At 42.2% G+C, this 18090-nt stretch carries 12 protein-coding genes; 7 read left to right on the top strand and 5 right to left on the bottom strand.

What is annotated here, in order from left to right:
- Positions 1-95: 95 nt before the first annotated feature.
- Positions 96-1319, top strand: a complete 1224-nt coding sequence (locus FTU72_RS03490) for an acetate kinase (RefSeq protein WP_179992395.1) — start codon at positions 96-98, stop codon at positions 1317-1319.
- Positions 1320-1373: 54 nt separating this feature from the next.
- Positions 1374-3512 carry a phosphate acetyltransferase gene (pta, locus tag FTU72_RS03485; protein WP_179992396.1) on the top strand — a complete coding sequence of 713 codons (2139 nt, stop codon included), beginning with the start codon at positions 1374-1376 and terminating at the stop codon, positions 3510-3512.
- Between the two features lie 309 nt (positions 3513-3821).
- Here pta and FTU72_RS03480 read toward each other — a convergent pair whose 3' ends face one another.
- Positions 3822-4061, bottom strand: coding sequence for a DUF2171 domain-containing protein (locus tag FTU72_RS03480; protein ID WP_004781996.1), 240 nt, complete (start codon positions 4059-4061; stop codon positions 3822-3824).
- Positions 4062-4838: 777 nt separating this feature from the next.
- Between FTU72_RS03480 and FTU72_RS03475 the strand changes: the two genes are divergently transcribed.
- Entirely contained in the window at positions 4839-6365 is a 1527-nt protein-coding gene (locus FTU72_RS03475; protein WP_005232211.1) for a fumarate hydratase, read from the top strand.
- 60 nt (positions 6366-6425) lie between these two features.
- Here FTU72_RS03475 and FTU72_RS03470 read toward each other — a convergent pair whose 3' ends face one another.
- The 4 genes from FTU72_RS03470 to tig form a co-directional block, all read right to left on the bottom strand.
- Complete coding sequence (locus FTU72_RS03470; protein WP_179992399.1) at positions 6426-7142, bottom strand: DUF2846 domain-containing protein; 717 nt, start codon at positions 7140-7142, stop codon at positions 6426-6428.
- 167 nt (positions 7143-7309) lie between these two features.
- On the bottom strand, positions 7310-8620 hold the full coding sequence (gene clpX / locus FTU72_RS03465; RefSeq protein WP_004781987.1) for an ATP-dependent protease ATP-binding subunit ClpX: 1311 nt from the start codon (positions 8618-8620) through the stop codon (positions 7310-7312).
- Positions 8621-8649: 29 nt separating this feature from the next.
- Positions 8650-9255, bottom strand: coding sequence for an ATP-dependent Clp endopeptidase proteolytic subunit ClpP (gene clpP / locus FTU72_RS03460; protein ID WP_004781985.1), 606 nt, complete (start codon positions 9253-9255; stop codon positions 8650-8652).
- A 190-nt stretch (positions 9256-9445) separates the two neighbouring features.
- Positions 9446-10777 (bottom strand): trigger factor, encoded by a 1332-nt coding sequence (gene tig, locus FTU72_RS03455; RefSeq protein WP_004781984.1) that lies wholly within the window; start codon positions 10775-10777, stop codon positions 9446-9448.
- 502 nt (positions 10778-11279) lie between these two features.
- On the opposite strand from tig, the gene FTU72_RS03450 reads away from it, so the two are divergent.
- From FTU72_RS03450 to FTU72_RS03435, 4 genes are all read left to right on the top strand, one after another.
- Positions 11280-13520: a TonB-dependent siderophore receptor gene (locus FTU72_RS03450; protein ID WP_180052448.1), complete on the top strand. Its 2241-nt coding sequence runs from the start codon at positions 11280-11282 to the stop codon at positions 13518-13520.
- A gap of 412 nt (positions 13521-13932) precedes the next feature.
- Positions 13933-16188: a catecholate siderophore receptor Fiu gene (locus FTU72_RS03445; protein ID WP_179992401.1), complete on the top strand. Its 2256-nt coding sequence runs from the start codon at positions 13933-13935 to the stop codon at positions 16186-16188.
- A 79-nt stretch (positions 16189-16267) separates the two neighbouring features.
- Positions 16268-16951 (top strand): Fe2+-dependent dioxygenase, encoded by a 684-nt coding sequence (locus tag FTU72_RS03440; protein ID WP_179992402.1) that lies wholly within the window; start codon positions 16268-16270, stop codon positions 16949-16951.
- Positions 16951-18057: an alpha-hydroxy acid oxidase gene (locus FTU72_RS03435; protein WP_179992403.1), complete on the top strand. Its 1107-nt coding sequence runs from the start codon at positions 16951-16953 to the stop codon at positions 18055-18057. Before FTU72_RS03440 ends, FTU72_RS03435 begins: the two co-directional genes overlap by 1 nt.
- The last annotated feature ends 33 nt before the right edge of the window (positions 18058-18090 follow it).

The following is an 18090-nucleotide window of genomic DNA, read 5'->3' as shown; positions in this document are numbered from 1 at the left end:
TTAAAACATGATCACAGACCTATCTTGTGTCGCTTTTGCCAGCAGACAGGTCAACGAAATGGATGAGAATTTTAATTAGAATCGGGTAAACAATCGTGTCTAAATCAGTATTAGTTATTAATTGTGGCTCTTCTTCAATCAAGTTTGCCCTATTGCTTGAAGAAAAGAATTTCCGTATTCACGGCTTAGCTGAGAACTTAGGCACAGAAAATGCCCGTATTAAAGGTGTGACTGTCGGCAATGAACCAGTCGATATTCATATTCCTTTTGCAGATCATAAAAAAGCGTTAGAAGTAGGTTTAGAGCGTCTGGCGAACTACAAGCCGGATGCGATTGGTCACCGTGTGGTACATGGCGGCAGCCTGACCAAAGCTGAACTAATTACTGACGAGATTATTGAAAAAATTCGCGAAGCAACTCCACTTGCGCCTTTGCACAACCCGGCTCACCTGATCGGGATCGAAGCGACTAAACGTTTATTCCCAGACTTGCCACAAGTCGCAGTATTCGACACTGCTTTCCATCAAACCATGCCGGCATATGCTTACCGTTATGCCCTGCCTAAATTCCTTTATACCGAATATGGCGTACGTCGTTATGGTTTCCATGGCACCAGCCATGCTTATGTGTCCGATCGCGGTTCTGAACTTGCGGGCAGCTTTAAGCAAGGTGGCTGGTTAACAGCGCATCTCGGTAATGGTAGTTCGACCTGTGCGGTGTGGAATGGCCAAAGTGTAGATACCTCAATGGGTCTGACGCCACTTGAAGGTGTGGTGATGGGAACTCGTAGTGGTGATGTTGATCCAAGTTTGCATAGCTTCCTGGCTGCAAACTTAGGCTGGGATGTATATAAAATTGACAAGATGCTCAACAAAGAAAGTGGCTTGCTTGGTTTGTCTGACAACCTGTCTAATGACATGCGTACTCTGATTGAAGCCTCAGAACAAGGTAATGAAGATGCGACTCTTGCGATTGAAGTATTCTGCTACCGTCTGGCGAAATCTTTAGCTGCTTTAAGCTGTGGTCTGCCACGTATTGATGGTCTGTTCTTTACTGGGGGTATTGGTGAAAACTCGGCGTATATCCGTGAAAAAACCATGACTTATTTACCACATTTTGGTTTCAACCTGGATAAAGACGCTAATAGTAGTTTGAAACGCGGCACTGAAGGCCGGATCGATAACGGTACAGGCCCACAAATCTGGGTAGTTCCAACTGATGAAGAAGGCCGAATCGCGAAAGAAACTCATTATGTGGTAGAGCATGAAGTGGAGCAAGCCATTGCAAAAAAGTCTGAACCTGAAGCTGCGCTTGCATAAGCAAGCCCGGTTCCCTTTTACCTAATTTCTATTATTGCGCGACTGATATTACTTATGAAAACGATTTTATTGGTGCCGACCGGGGAAGGCGTCGGCTTAACTTCAGCCTGTTTAGGTTTGGTATATGCTTTAGAATGCCAAGGGGTAAAAGCAGGTTTTGTGAAACCTTTTTCACAGGAAAAAAGTCAGGAAACAGATCGCACTACAACACTCTATCGTCATTTATCCCAAAGTGAAACTGTTGAACCGATTGCTTATGAAAGTCTGATTCAGCGCTTTAATCTTGGTGAAACAGATGAATTGCTTGAAGATGCAGTACGCCTGCATCGTGAGATTGCCAAAAATCACGACCTGATTATTGTTGAAGGTTTGGTACCCAATAGCCGTGATACCTTTGCGCCAAGCTTTAATGCAGCCTTGGCACAGGCACTAGATGCCAAAGTCATTATTGTCAGCAATGCTGATATCAACCAGCCTGAAGTGGCAGCTGAAAAAGTTGAAAGCCAATTACGTTATTTGGGTGGGTCCTCTTCTACCCGTATGGCTGGCGTATTATTTATGCGCACCAAAGGCTTACCTGAAGATTCTGCCCATATCCCGGTGACCATTGATCCTGGTTTACGTCTGATTAGTGATACCAACAAATTTATAGCTGATATTCAAAAAACCCATGCCCATATTGGTTCTGAAAAGCTTCCAGTCATTGGTCTGGTTCCATTCAGTAATACTTTAAGTGTGCCACGTATTTCTGACCTGGCAGCGCATATTTCAGCAGACTGGGTGAACTTGGGTGAAGCAAAGCAGCGCCGTGTCTTACACAGCAGTTTAATTGCGTCCAACATTGAACATGAGTTGCATAAATTCGTGGCTGGCGAGCTGATTATCAGTGCATCAGACCGCATTGATGTCCTGCTGGCAAGTAGCCTGGCGAGCAGCAATGGCATTCCATTGGCAGGTCTGGTGCTGACTGAACATTATGAGCCAAATTCGGCAGTACTGGAGTTCTGCCAGACAGCAATCAAACATGGCCTGCCTATTCTGCATACGCCACTCAGCACTTTTGAAACTGCCCAAAGTCTGGCCAATTTAAGCAATGAAATTCCATGTGATGATACTGAACGTGCTGAACAGGTGACCCGTTTTGTATCCAGTCACTTAAATGAAGAATGGATTGCACAGCTAATCAATGGTTCTTACAAACCACGTCTGTCGCCTTCTGCATTCCGTCATGAACTGGTACAAAAATCGATTGCTGCGAAAAAGCGTATTGTGCTTCCGGAAGGTGATGAGCCGCGTACCATTCAGGCAGCTGCAATCTGTCAATCTCGCGGGATTGCACACTGTATCTTATTGGCAAAACCGGAAGAAGTGGTTGAAGTTGCCAAAGCACGCAATATTGAATTACCGCACGATCTTGAAATTATTGATCCCGACCTGATTCGCGAGAATTATGTCGAAAAAATGGTTGAACTGCGTAAAGGCAAAATCAACGAATTGCAGGCGCGTGAACAGCTACAGGATACTGTGGTACTCGGCACTATGATGCTGGCACTTGATCAGGTAGATGGTCTGGTTTCTGGTGCAGTACATACCACAGCAAATACCGTTCGTCCGGCTTTCCAGCTGATCAAGACAGCCCCTGAATATTCACTGGTTTCTTCTGTGTTCTTTATGCTGCTGCCAGATGAAGTCTATGTCTATGGTGACTGTGCGATTAATCCAGATCCGGATGCCGAACAACTGGCTGAAATTGCAATTCAGTCTGCTGACTCTGCAAAAGCCTTTGGCATTGATCCACGTATTGCCATGATTTCTTACTCTACTGGTACTTCGGGTACAGGTGCAGATGTAGAAAAAGTGGCGAAAGCGACTGAGATTGCCAAACAGCGTCGTCCTGATCTGCTGATTGATGGTCCACTTCAATACGATGCCGCTTCAGTTGAAAGTGTGGGTCGTCAAAAAGCACCAGATTCACAAGTCGCTGGTCGTGCCAATGTGTTTATCTTCCCTGATCTAAATACTGGTAACACCACTTATAAAGCGGTACAACGTGCAGCAAATGTCGTGAGTGTCGGTCCGATGCTGCAAGGCTTGAACAAGCCGGTGAATGACCTGTCACGTGGTGCGCTGGTCGATGACATTGTATTTACCATTGCTTTAACTGCGATTCAGGCTGATCAGCAAGCTAGTTAATTTTCTTTAACACTCCACAACCATCCGATCAAAAGATCGGGTGGTTTTTTTATTGATCTATTTTATAAGTTTTCTCAGTAATTATTAGACGTTCTATAATCTACAGATTATCTAGCTCAAAAAATTATGCAGGTTCTTAATCTGCTCTATGAGTAAATGAAACTAAAATAAACAGATTGATGACACAAAAGAAATGCCAGCCGAACAGGCTGGCATTTACCACTTTAACAGATCAGACTTGCCTATTTTAAACTTACATCCAGTTTGACTATTTAAGCCAAACCAGAATAAGTCAGGCAAAGATCATGCTTATACCGTGGTCCATTCTTTGTGCACATCTTCTGCTGTTTTATTCAAGATCACACTGTCATCTTTCACTTCACTTACCCAGCTGATCGGGATCAGATGATGCTCATTATTCTCGTCATCACTTCTTGTCAATTTAATCTTGTCCTGACCTTCTAAATGATCCACTTTACCAACTTGAGTACCATCTGAAGCAATTACTGAAGCATGTTCTTTGATGTCATTTGTATTAAAGTTACTCATTCCAATTGCCCTATTTATAGAAGTTGAGAGACCTCAGTCTAAGCCCTAAAAAATTGGCTGTGTGTAAGGGTTTTCAGGCTTTGGGTTTTTCTGGGTTAATAATGTAATGAAGAAAAATAACTGTGTCACAGGCGTGTTGTGGCAAGGCCAAGATGATTGAAATATTGTTTTTTTATTAAGGTAATTTGAAGATTTGAAGATTTGAAGATTTGAAGATTTGAAGATTTGAAGATTTGAAGATTTGAAGATTTGAAGATTTGAAGATTTGAAGATTTGAAGATTTGAAGATTTGAAGATTTGAAGATTTGAAGATAGGCTAATTTTTTAGCTCTTAAAATGTAAAAAAGAAGATAAAGCTTAAGCTTGATCTTCTTTCTGGCCGTAGAACCAAGTAGCAGCGATATAAAGACTAAAAGCAATTACCATCAATACACTAGTCAGGGTCATAAAGAAAACTCATCATTCATTTGATAAGCGCATTATGTAAAAGTTTTATGACAGTTATATGACAATGATGAAATTTTCATAATTTCAATTAACCAATAAAAATCATACACTTAATATAAAGTTAATTATATTTAAATAAACTTTAAGCTGCAATATGACAGTAAATATGACAAAAACCTGTCATTTTTAGCCAATCTTTCAGCCAAAGTCATATGCCTTATTGCTTAAACTATAAACTTTTGGCCAATGTCCCTGCAAAACGCCCACAACCGGATTCATTTGTCTTATAATTTAGCCCGCTAGCTAACAGCCCGCTCAAGAGATATTTGTATGACAACTATTATCAAGCAAGATGACTTGATCACATCGGTTAAAGATGCGCTTCAGTTCATTTCTTACTATCATCCACAAGACTTCATCCAAGCGATGAGCCGTGCGTACGACCGTGAAGAGAACAAAGCTGCGAAAGATGCGATCGCGCAAATCTTAATTAACTCACGCATGTGTGCAGAAGGCCACCGCCCTATCTGCCAGGATACTGGTATCGTCAACGTATTTGTTGAAGTGGGCATGGACGTTAAATTTGATTTAACCATGAGCCTGGACGATGCGATCAACGAAGGTGTACGTCAAGGTTATCTTGAAAACTCTAACGTACTTCGTGCATCTGTACTGGCTGACCCTGCTTTTGGCCGTAAGAACACCAAAGACAACACGCCTGCTGTGATCTATCACAAACTTGTTCCAGGTAACAAAGTAGACATCACTGTTGCTGCTAAGGGTGGTGGTTCGGAAAACAAGTCTAAACTGGCAATGTTGAACCCATCCGATTCAATCGTGGACTGGGTATTAAAAACTGTTCCAACTATGGGTGCAGGCTGGTGTCCTCCTGGTATGCTGGGTATCGGTATTGGTGGTACTGCTGAAAAAGCCATGATGCTTGCAAAAGAAGCATTGATGGAAGAGATCAACATGGACGAATTGCTTCGTCGTGGTCCACAAAACAAACTTGAAGAACTTCGTATCGAAATCTTCGAGAAAGTAAACGCGTTGGGCATTGGTGCTCAAGGTCTTGGCGGTTTAACCACTGTTCTAGACATCAAGATCAAAGATTACCCTTGTCACGCTGCGGGCAAACCAGTCGGCATGATCCCGAACTGTGCTGCAACCCGTCACGCACACTTCACACTTGATGGTTCAGGCGTTGCGCATATTCAAGCACCAAGCCTTGAAGACTACCCATCAGTCACTTGGGATTCTTCATCTTCTAAACGTGTTGACCTAGACAACATCACTCAAGAAGAAATGAACTCTTGGAAACCAGGTGATACGCTGCTTCTAAACGGTACAATCTATACTGGCCGTGATGCTGCACACAAACGTATGGTAGACATGCTGAACAACGGTGAAGAACTCCCTGTTGATCTAAAAGGCAAATTCATCTACTACGTAGGTCCTGTTGATCCAGTGGGTGACGAAGTTGTAGGTCCTGCAGGTCCAACAACTGCAACTCGTATGGATAAATTCACTCGTCAGGTATTAGAAGCAACTGGTCTTTATGGCATGATCGGTAAAGCGGACCGTGGTCCTGCTGCTGTTGAAGCAATTAAAGACAACAAAGCGACTTACCTCATGGCGGTTGGTGGTGCTGCATACCTCGTATCTAAAGCAATCCGTGAAGCTGAAGTGGTTGCATTTGCTGATTTGGGCATGGAAGCGATCTACAAGTTTGTAGTGAAAGATATGCCTGTATCTGTAGCAGTTGACGTAAATGGTACATCTGTACACGCGACTGCTCCAAAAATCTGGCAAGCAAAAATTGGCAAAATTCCAGTAGTTGACGCTGCTGCGGGTTAATTTAAGCTATATAAAAAAGCACCCTTAATGGGTGCTTTTTTATTGGAATTTTAAAATTAATTACCAGGTTCTTGGATCCCAGAGTTTAAACGGTGTGGTTAACTGTACATCTGTAGATGGATCATATTCAGTTGCCTTAATTTTCTGAGCTTTCTTGCGGATTTTCCCAGTTTCCTGATCCTGTGCAAAAAAGTTAAAACTGTCCGATTTTAACTGGGTAAAAGCAATTTCATTGAGGCCCACACTGCTCGGCATCAGCATCAGAGGTCCCGGAACACTACGACGGGTGCTTAGATTTTCTTCATCATACTTAATAAAATAGGATTGACCCGCTTCTACGGTAAAGTCCAGATATTTAGGTTTCTGGAAGTGCAAAGCACCTAAAGGACGGCTGGTACTCAAGCGATAAGTGCCTGCAGGTAACTCAATCCAGTAATGATGATTATGCAATAAACTCGGAATACGATGCTGATTGATAAATAGGCTGGCAGCGACAATTTCCTGACGGTTCCATTTGGAATCCGGGCGGTATAAATAAACAATTGCTGCATCCTCATGCTGAGGTTTAACTGCCTGAAAATGATTGCCCTGTTTCTGGTTGACCCAGCCACCAATCGTAAACATCCCCACCCGATGCTGTTCGACGAAGCCCGGTTTTTTTTCAAGATCAATATTTTTTAAAGTGCTGAGTGGCTGTGTAGGCTCAACTACGGCTTTTTTACCGTGACAACCCATCAGCGCCAAACTGCCGATGAGCATCATTGCGACTCCACGCATGCTTATCCCTCACTGCGTCTTTATTCTTGTATGCAAGTGCTTTGCGATATATTTTTATAGCTTTCGGCGTCCACGCCTAGATGTTGAGATTAGCATCTGCTTTTATCTTTTGGAAATAAAAAACGTGCGAAAACACGGGGTTTTCGCACGTTTCTGACGAATAGCAATCAAGCAGATTTGCTATTCACCACCTTTAAATCAACTTTTGCCGCTGTTTCTGGCTCGTCATGTGGTTGACGTTCAGCACGAAATTCTGGTGCAGCTTCGCCATTAATGACCGCTTCATTCACCACCACGGTGCCTACATCGCTACGACTCGGCAGGTCATACATGGTTTCTAGCAATGAATTTTCCAGAATCGAACGCAGGCCACGCGCACCAGTATTACGTTCCAGTGCTTTTTTCGCAACCGCACGTAGTGCTGAATCTTCAAAGACCAAGTCCACATTTTCCATCTCAAACAAATGTTTATATTGACGGGTTAATGCATTCTTCGGCTCAGTCAGAATCTGCATTAAAGCTTCTTCATCCAGCTCATCCAGAGTCGCAATCACGGGTAACCGACCAATGAATTCTGGAATCAGACCAAATTTCACCAAGTCAGTCGCTTCGACCTGACGGAACAATTCAGACAGCTTTTTGCTTTCGTCTTTATTACGGACTTCTGCAGTAAAGCCAATACCACCTTTCTCCTGACGCTGCTGTACGATCTTCTCAAGACCTGAGAATGCACCGCCACAGATAAACAGGATATTCGAGGTATCAATCTGGATAAATTCCTGCTGCGGATGCTTACGGCCACCTTGTGGTGGGATTGAAGCAACCGTACCTTCGATCATTTTCAGCAAGGCTTGCTGTACGCCTTCACCTGATACATCACGGGTAATCGATGGATTCTCAGATTTACGGGTAATCTTGTCGATTTCATCGATATAGATAATGCCCTTTTGCGCTTTTTCGACATCGTAATCAGCTTTTTGCAAAAGCTTTTGTACAATGTTTTCAACATCTTCACCCACATAACCCGCTTCAGTCAGGGTTGTTGCATCTGCCATGGCAAATGGAACGTCCAGAAGACGGGCAAGGGTTTGTGCCAGTAAAGTTTTACCTGAACCGGTCGGGCCGACCAGCAGGATATTACTTTTGGCGATTTCAACGGAATCATCTGCTTTCTTACCATTGGTCTGTACTTTCAGACGTTTGTAATGGTTGTATACGGCCACAGATAATGTCTTTTTCGCTACGTCCTGACCAATCACATATTGATCGAGCGCCGCACGGATTTCATGCGGTTTCGGTAAAGGACGGTTCGCCCAGTCATTGGTTTCGACCTGTTGACTGGTTTGAACCAAATCTAAGCATACGTCCACACATTCATTACAAATGTATGCGTCCTCGCCTGCAATCAGCTTTCCGACTTCAGACTGCGTTTTACCGCAAAATGAACAATGCTTTTGTCCTTGAGGATGTTCGGACATATTTACTCCAATATCTCAATCTCTAAAACTTATGGACGTTTCGTTAGAACTTCATCCACAAGACCGTATTCTTTCGCTTGCTGAGCAGTCATGAAGTTGTCACGGTCTGTATCGCGTGCCACTTTTTCATAGTCCTGACCGCTATGTTCAGCCATTAAACGGTTTAAACGTTCTTTAATGAACAGAATTTCACGTGCGTGAATTTCAATATCTGATGCCTGGCCTTTGAAACCACCCAAAGGCTGGTGAATCATGACACGTGCATTTTCAAGGCAGTAACGTTTGCCTTTAGTCCCTGCATTAAGCAGGAATGCACCCATTGATGCTGCCTGACCCATACAGTAAGTCACAACATCCGGTTTAATAAACTGCATGGTATCGTAGATCGCCATGCCAGCAGTCACTGAACCACCCGGTGAGTTGATATACAAATGAATATCTTTATCTGGGTTCTCAGCTTCTAAAAACAACATTTGCGCAACGATCAGGTTGGCCATATTGTCTTCAACTTCACCTGTCAGAAAAATTACCCGCTCACGTAAAAGGCGTGAATAAATATCAAAAGAACGCTCACCACGAGAGGATTGTTCTACCACCATTGGCACTAAAGCGTTTTCAATCGTTGGAACATACATAGGTTTATTTATTCCTAAATTTTTGTGACTTAATCCATAATCACAATATGAGGGATAATCAATGAAATTGCAAAATAATCGCGAATAATTCCATCATATTTTTTGCATTAGTTTTGTGAAAATCAGATATGTCAAGAAATTACTAATATGAAAAAAGGCGCACGAAGCGCCTTTTTATGGAAAGCTTGAATTAGCCTTGTTGACGAGCTTGTTGCTCTTTCAATAAGTCTTCATAGCTTACAGTCGCATCAGTCACTTTAGCAGATGACAGAATGTGATCAACAACTTGATCTTCAAGTACAACTGCTTCGATTTGAGCACGTTGTTGCTTGTCATTTTTGAAGTATTCAATCACTTCGTTTGGATCTTCGTAAGAAGAAGCCATGTCTTCGATATAAGCTTCAACGCGCGCTTGATCTACTTCGATTTTCGCATCAGCAAGAATACGGCTTACCAATACGCCAAGTTTAACTGATTTCTCAGCTTGTTCTTTAAACAGGTCATCTGGAAGCATGCTTGAATCAAATGCTTTCGCGCCTTGAGCACCGAACTGTTGAGTGAACTGCTGGATCATTTGTTGACGTTGACGGTCAATTTCTTGAGCAACCATTGCAGATGGAAGTTCAACTTCGTTTGCAGCTACAAGTGCATCGAAAGTTGCGCCTTTAACCTGGTTACGAAGGCCGTTTTTCACTTCACGTTCCATGTTTTTACGAACGTCAGCTTTCAGTTTTTCAACGCCATCTTCTTCAGAAATACCGAAGATTTTCAGGAATTCAGCATCAATTTCTGGAAGTTTTTGTTTTTCAACAAGTTTCACATTGATTTTGAATTGAGCTTGTTTACCAGCAAGGTTTTCAGCTTGGTAATCTTCAGGGAAAGTAACATCGATCACTTTCTCTTCGCCTTTCTTCATACCGATGATGCCATCTTCGAAGCCAGGGATCATACGACCAGAACCTAAAACAAGTTTAAAGTCTTGCGCAGCGCCGCCTTCAAATTTTTCGCCATCAACAGTACCTTCGAAGTCGAAAGTTACTTGCATGTCTTTTTTAGCCATGCCTTTAGTTTCAGCCCAAGAAGCGCGTTGTTTTTGAAGATTTTCAATCATCTTCTCAACGTCTTTATCATTTACTTCAGACGCTTTACGTTCAACTTCCAGACCTTCGAATTTCACTTCAACTTCTGGATAAACTTCAACAGTCGCTTCATAAACTAAAGCATCATCTTTCATTTCAGTTTTTTCGATGTTTGGCATACCAACAGCGTTGATTTTTTCTTGTTGGATTGCTTCGAAAACTGTGTCACGAATGATGTCGTTGACAACTTCTTGGTAGATACCAGCGCCGTATTCACGACGAACTACGTTTACAGGTACTTTACCTGGACGGAAGCCGTTGATCTTCGCAGTTTTAGCAGTGCGTTTTAAACGAGCTTCAAATTGCTCATTAATACGGCTCGTCGGTACAGAAACATTTAAACGACGGGCAACGCCCGAAACCGCTTCAGAAGTTACTTGCATGGCTTCCTCTATATATTTGGTAATAACAGGTTTATAAAAATGTGCCACATTATATGACAACATTTGCAGATATACAAAACACAATACTTGAATCGTCTTTATTAATGCTGTAATAATCAAATTTATTCAGTCAAATTCATTTTTCTTTGATTAAATATCCCTTCCCTCAAATAAGAATAGATATATTGATTACTGAAACTGGACAGATCATCTCTTTAATCTGCATTTATGGATTTTTATAGTGCTTTTAGTAAACTTTTCTTTATCTTTTCTTCAATTTTTTTAAACTCTAATAATCTCAATAAAAGTAAAGATAATAATCTATTAATCAGATTTAGTTTAAATACATTAACTTAGAAACATTTTGATACACTATAACATCGCTAAAGGCGATTAATATAATTTTTAAAATCGTCATTTCCTATCGAAAAGTAATTCTTAATTTAAATAAGAATTATTATTATTCGCATACATAAATTTTATGCTTTTTTCGGGTTCCCACATGTCGTTTATCAAATCACGTAAAAAACTCGTTTCATCGGCGATTGCCTCTTCCCTCTCGATTGTAACTGTAAATGCTGTGGCTGATGAAAATGTGGTCAAGCTCGAAACTATTCATCAAGAAGTTAAAGCTGAACAGACACCAAGTTTAAAAGTAGATAATTCCGCAAATAAGAAATTTGTTGCACCCTTACTGGATACACCTAAATCTGTATCAGTCATTTCTAAACAACTGATTGAAGACACTCAAGTCACTACACTTTCTGATGCTTTACGTACTGTACCGGGTATTACCTTGGGTGCGGGTGAAGGCGGCAACCCGAATGGCGACCGTCCATTTATCCGTGGCTATAGCTCTGAAAGCTCAATGTATGTGGATGGTGTTCGTAGTGCGACTTCACAAAACCGTGAAATGTTCGCAGTCGAACAGGTTGAAGTGACCAAAGGCTCTTCTTCTGCAATGGGCGGTGCCGGTACGACTGGCGGTAGCATCAACATGATCTCTAAGGTTGCTAAAGCTGGTGATTCTTTAGAAGGTTCCATTGCACAAGGTACCGATAATTACCAGCGCATCACTTTAGATGGCAACAAAGATTTCGGTAATGGCATTGCAGCGCGTGTTGCTGTGATGGGTCATCAAAATGAAAAAGCTGGTCAGAAAGACGGTGCTGAATATAAACGTGTAGGTATTGCACCAAGTATCAGTTTTGGTCTGGATACCCCTACCCGTGGGACTTTAAGCTATTACTACTTAAAATCTGATGATACACCTGATGCTGGTGTTCCATATAATTATGACAAAGATAAAAAAGCGACTGTCGGTAAACCTATCGATGTTAAACAAGGCATCTACTATGGTTTATTAAATCGTGATTTCCAGAAACAAGAAAATCAGATTGGTACACTTAAATTAGAACATGATCTGACTGATGATTTGACTTTGAGTAATACTGCTATTTATAGCAAGTCAAAAAATGATTATCTATGGACGCAGCCTGATGACTCAAAAGGTAACGTACTCAATGATAAAGTATGGCGTCGTATTAACTCACGGATTACAGATACAGAAACCTTTAGCGATCAACTTTCTTTAGCAGGTAAGTTTAATACCGGTGCTCTAAAGCATAGCTTTAATACAGGTGTTGAATACTCTAAACAAGAATCTGATAAAGGTAACTATTCAACCACCTACCCTGGCTACCCTGATAGCACGACAGGTGGATTTAACAGTGATTGTGCAAATAATGATGCATGGTGTACTTCTTTAACCAATCCAAACTCACGTGATCAATGGTTAGGTGCTCGTACAGCCAACAGAGCTACCACGACCACTACCACAGAAACAGCTTCTATTTATTTACTGGATAACATTGAACTCAATCCGCAATGGTTATTGGACTTAGGATTGCGTTGGGATGACTTTGATACCAAGCAAAAAACCAATGCTTCAGGTGAAACCATTTCAAGTGACGCTGATTTCTTCACTTACCAGGCAGGTCTTACTTTTAAACCGCGTGAAAATGGATCTATTTACACAAGCTTCGCTACTTCAGCCAACCCTGTAGGTGTTGACTCAGGTGATGGTTCAGAAGGTATTGCAGAAAATTATAGCAATCTCGATCCTGAAGAAAGCCGCACATTTGAAATTGGTACGAAATGGGATCTATTTAATGACAAATTGAATTTGACTGCTGCAATTTTCCGTACTGAAAAACAGAATGCTCGAGTTCAGTTAACACCGACTACGTATGCCAACATTGGTGAAAGTAAGGTAGATGGCTTTGAGCTTGGTTTAAACGGTAATCTTACTGATAAATGGGCAGTCTCTGCGGGCTATACTTATTTAGATAGCGAAGCGACCGATAACGGAAACTCTTGTACTGGCCGTGCACCAAATGTTGTCTGTACACCAGGAAATGCAAGTAACGGTAATGCGATGCCTAACGTTGCGAAAAACTCAGCCACACTTTGGACGACTTATGATCTAACCCCTGCATTAACAATCGGTGCGGGTGCAGTTGCAATGGATAAAGTGTATGGTGACCTAGCGAATACTAAATATGTTCCAGGTTATGTACGCTACGATGCAATGGCACGTTATAACGTAAATCAAAACGTTGACCTGCAGTTAAATGTAAATAACTTATCTGATGAACGTTATTTCACTAAAGCTTATGCATCTCACTATGCAACTGAAGCAGAAGGCCGTAACGCAGTTCTTTCTCTGAACTTTAAATACTAAGTTTTAGCTTCTTCCCTCATCAAAAAATAGCCTCATTCGTGAGGCTATTTTTATTTTCTGAAAGATATAAAACTTTAAATCTAGATTTAGTTGTATTTATAAACCTTTTGATAAAAAGCTTTAAATAGAAAATAATTACATTTTTTAATCTTAGGTAAAAAACTGAAAAATAAGTTTATTTTGAAATTTTTCTTAATAGAAATCCCAGATTAAAGTTTGAATATTAAACAGTAATTTCATCCATAAATTCATAAGAATGATTTAATTAAATATTGTTAATGATAATTATTATCACTACAATTCGCAAAATTGTTAAAGGCCATAACAATAACTCCATAATTGCTGCTATTTGATGAACTCGAGCATATCAAGGTGGTAAGGGAAATATTATTCAATTCAGGAATTCTGTCACATGGCGCATATCAAAAGCCGAAAACATCATTACAAGACTTCATTGGTCGCACTTGCTGCAACTTTGCCACTGATCACTCATGCAGATAACATCACCAATGAAGGCGTTATTCAGCTTCCAGAAATTACAGTTAAGAATAAAACTGCAAATGAATATAAAGTAGATCAATTGAGTTCTGCTAAATCTAGCCAAGCTTTAGTAGATACGCCTCAGACTGTTTCGATTATCAACAAAAACTTATTAAAAGAACAAGGTGCAACCACCCTGGTTGAAGCCTTACGTAATACGCCAGGAATTACCCTACAACTCGGTGAGAATGGGAATACCAGTGCTGGCGATGCCTTCCAGATGCGCGGCTTTTCAACTCAAAGCTCCACCTATCTGGATGGCATTCGTGACCTCGGCGCTGTAAGTCGTGATGTGTTTAACCTGGAACAGGTGGAAGTCGTAAAAGGCCCTGCGGGTGCCGAAGGTGGGCGTGGTACGGCGTCTGGTTATGTGAATCTGGTCAGCAAATTGCCTCATTTGGAAAACAGTCGTGAAGTCTCTGCCACCTACAATACGGCTGAACATACGCGTCTTGCCACTGACATTAATCAGGCGATCAATGACAGCGTTGCTGTCCGTTTAAATGCAATGGGTCAAGATGGCGGTGTAGAAGGCCGCGACTTTATCCAGAATCAAGGCTGGGCTGTTGCCCCTTCTATCGCCTTTGGTCTGGATAGTGATACTCGCCTGTATCTTTATTCCCAGCATATCCGCCAACGTAACATTCCGGATGGCGGTATTCCAACGATTGGCATGAAAGGTTTCTGGAATGCTGACCCACTGATTGCCAGTGCACCTAAAGTAGACCGTGAAAATTATTATGGCCATACCGATGACCATGAAGATGTTGATGCTGACATGTATACAGCAAAAATCGAAAGTGACTGGGCTGAAAATCTGAAATTTACCAATATTACCCGTCTGGGTAATACCCATATGCAGCGTACTTTGACGGGGATTAATAGCCTTTCAAGAAATGACTCTACCAATCCTCAAGACTGGACAGTAAGCCGTTCACGCCAGGGTGTCGATCAGGAAAATAAAATTCTGGCTAATCAGAGCACGGTGAACTGGAATGTCAAAACCGGTTCAGTGGAGCATGATCTGGTCGCTGGTGTAGAACTATTAAAAGAGCAGCAACATTCCAGAACACTGGCCACACAAATGCCGGGACAGCCAAGCAACACCACACCACCCGCGAATCTATATCATCCTGACCGTCACCAGAATCTGCCTGATCCTGTGTATACGGGCGCTTATTCGGATGGTGAAACCCAAACGGCGGCTGCTTATCTTTTCGATACGCTCAAGTTTGGCGAACGTTTTCAACTTAATGGTGGCGTCCGTGTCGATTATTACGATACTAATTACGATGCGCTGGGTTACTCAACCGACAGTACGACACTAGCAGTGACTGAAACCAAAACAGATTTAAAAGCCCATGACACTTTATTCAGCTGGAAGCTCGGTGGTTTATATAAGCCAACCGCCTACAGCAGTGTCTATGCATCTTATGCCAAATCCCTGACACCGCCGGGTAGCAGTAACTTTAGCCTTTCATCCACAGGAATAAACAGCTCAGCCGCAGACCCTCAAGAAACTCATCATTATGAAATTGGCACCAAATGGGATCTGCTAGAGGGTGATCTGGCTTTAAATGCTGCGGCATACTACACCGAAAATGAAAACCAGTTTACCCAAGATCCAATTACCCGCGAGTCTGTTCAGGAAGGTAAAACTACAGTTAAAGGAATCGAATTGGGTGCTGTCGGTAAAATTACTGATGCCTGGAATATTTCAGCAGGTGTTGCCCATATGAAAACCGAGCAAAAAGACCAGTTCAGTGTCAACTCCAACACGGGTGTAGTGACCCAGACCAATAGTGTACGTTGGTCACCTGAATGGACCGCTTCTTTATGGACGACCTATAACATTGCTGGTTTAAAACTGGGCTTGGGCGCACGTTATGTGGATGAGCAAAAACGTGTGATTACCGATAGTACTGCAGCAGCGAATATGCCAAGTATTCCAAGCTATGTGGTATTTGATGCTATGGCCGGTTATACCTTTAATGACCAAACTTCCTTAAACCTGAATGTTTATAATCTGGCAGATAAAGAGTACATCAGCACGCTGAATAATGGAGGTGGCCGTGTGATCTTAGGCCAACCACGTTCAGCAGCTTTAACCCTGAACTATAAATTTTAATTCAGCTTTTATCTCTATCTATCAATATCGTGTATTCTCTTGAATGCACGATATTTTCAATTGCAGGAATGCTTTTAAAATGATGTTACATATCCCGGCAGTATTAAGCAAAGCACAAGTTGCCGAACTGAGACAACAACTAGATCGTTCAGAACACTGGATGAATGGGCAACTCAGCGCCGGGAGTCAGGCACAGAAAATCAAAAAGAACCTGCAGCTGGATTCTTCTTCTGTCCTGTATCAGCAGATTAGCCCTATCATTTTACAAGCGCTTAAAAGTCATCATTTAATTACCTCTGCTGCCCTACCGAAACATATCCTGCCGCCCCTGTTTAACTGCTATCAGGATTCTGGCACCTATGGCAATCATGTCGATAATGCCATTCATTATTCTCCCCTACTTGGACAGCCCATTCGTACTGATGTGTCACTGACTTTATTTTTATCTGAAATCGATGAATATGAAGGTGGCGAGCTGGTCGTTGAAGACCAGTATGGCTGCCATGAAGTGAAACTGGACGCTGGTGATGTGATTGTTTATCCATCGACCAGCCTGCATCGGGTTGAACCAGTAACTCAAGGCAAACGTATTGCTGCCGTAACCTGGATTCAAAGTATGATCCGTGAAGATGCTAAACGCAGTATGTTGTTTGATCTGGACATGACCATTATCAAACTACGCCAGCAGATTGGCGATACTGAAGAAGTCCTGCAGCTTACCCATCATTATCACAACCTGATTCGTCAATGGGGTGATTTATAATGTCACGTGAACCAATGGCGCCATTAACCCAGATCCCGGCCTACCTACAAACCATCGCCGATTATGAGGTCGAAGCAGAAAAACATCTCTCCAGTATGGTCTGGAACTATCTGCAAGGTGGCTCCATGGATGAAGTCAGTGTCCGGGATAACTTACAGCAATTTCAGGATATTCAGCTTCTGCCGCGTATGCTGAAAGATCTGACCCAAGGCAGTACTGAACTTGAAATGTTCGGACAAAAATTTCCGCATCCAATTTTTTTGGCACCAATTGGACATCAGCAGCAGTTTCATCCTGAAGCCGAAGCCGCTTCTGCCCTCGCCGCAGAAGTGATGGGTAGTAATATGATTCTCAGTACTTTTACGAATACTGACATGCGCGCATTGAAACAGGACAATCCACGCAAATGGTTTCAGCTTTACTGGCAAGGGAATCGGGAAAAATCTCTAGCTTTGGTCAAAATGGCTGAGGCACACCATTATACGGCGCTAGTGATTACGGTAGATTCACCACATACTGGCATCCGCGATCGTGAACGTCGTGCGTTTTTTCATTTACCGGAAGGCATGCAACATCCGCATACGCCTACCCATATTCCCTTACCAGAATTAAAGGAAGGTGATCATCCTGTCTTTAACGGACTAATGAAAATTGCCCCAACTTGGGAAGACATAGTCTGGATCGTACAGCAAACCCATTTACCCGTGATTCTAAAAGGAATCGTACATCCTCAGGATGCCCAGCAGGCGATTCAGCATGGGGTAAAAGGTCTGATTATTTCCAATCATGGCGGTCGTGTGCTGGATACCTGCATTTCTCCTCTCATTGCCTTGCAACTGATTAAAAAGGTGGTGCCAGCAGATTTTCCTCTGCTCTATGATGGTGGCATCCGTCGTGGATCGGATGTATTCAAGGCTATTGCCTTAGGTGCTTCTGCTGTCCTGATTGGCCGTCCTTATATTTATGGTCTGGCGACTGCCGGAGCTTTGGGCGTAGCGCATGTGATCAAAATCCTGAAAGAAGAATTTGAGATTACCATGGCCTTAATGGGAACAGCGACCGTGGCAGATATTCAACCGAGCTGTCTATTTAGGGGAATTGATTAATTAGGATTTAATTGAAAATAAAAATGAAAAATA

Source organism: Acinetobacter sp. YH12137 (genome assembly GCF_013418535.1).
Classification (GTDB): Bacteria; Pseudomonadota; Gammaproteobacteria; order Pseudomonadales; family Moraxellaceae; genus Acinetobacter.
This window is presented reverse-complemented; position numbering and strand designations above follow the sequence as displayed.

Excerpts from the sequence above, each read along its gene's own strand:
- FTU72_RS03445 (WP_179992401.1), top strand. The coding sequence starts at position 13,933 with ATGGCGCATATCAAAAGCCGAAAACATCATTACAAGACTTCATTGGTC.
- FTU72_RS03440 (WP_179992402.1), top strand. The coding sequence starts at position 16,268 with ATGATGTTACATATCCCGGCAGTATTAAGCAAAGCACAAGTTGCCGAA.
- FTU72_RS03480 (WP_004781996.1), bottom strand. The coding sequence starts at position 4,061 with ATGAGTAACTTTAATACAAATGACATCAAAGAACATGCTTCAGTAATT.
- tig (WP_004781984.1), bottom strand. The coding sequence starts at position 10,777 with ATGCAAGTAACTTCTGAAGCGGTTTCGGGCGTTGCCCGTCGTTTAAAT.
- FTU72_RS03450 (WP_180052448.1), top strand. The coding sequence starts at position 11,280 with ATGTCGTTTATCAAATCACGTAAAAAACTCGTTTCATCGGCGATTGCC.
- clpX (WP_004781987.1), bottom strand. The coding sequence starts at position 8,620 with ATGTCCGAACATCCTCAAGGACAAAAGCATTGTTCATTTTGCGGTAAA.
- FTU72_RS03435 (WP_179992403.1), top strand. The coding sequence starts at position 16,951 with ATGTCACGTGAACCAATGGCGCCATTAACCCAGATCCCGGCCTACCTA.
- FTU72_RS03475 (WP_005232211.1), top strand. The coding sequence starts at position 4,839 with ATGACAACTATTATCAAGCAAGATGACTTGATCACATCGGTTAAAGAT.
- clpP (WP_004781985.1), bottom strand. The coding sequence starts at position 9,255 with ATGTATGTTCCAACGATTGAAAACGCTTTAGTGCCAATGGTGGTAGAA.
- pta (WP_179992396.1), top strand. The coding sequence starts at position 1,374 with ATGAAAACGATTTTATTGGTGCCGACCGGGGAAGGCGTCGGCTTAACT.
- FTU72_RS03470 (WP_179992399.1), bottom strand. The coding sequence starts at position 7,142 with ATGCGTGGAGTCGCAATGATGCTCATCGGCAGTTTGGCGCTGATGGGT.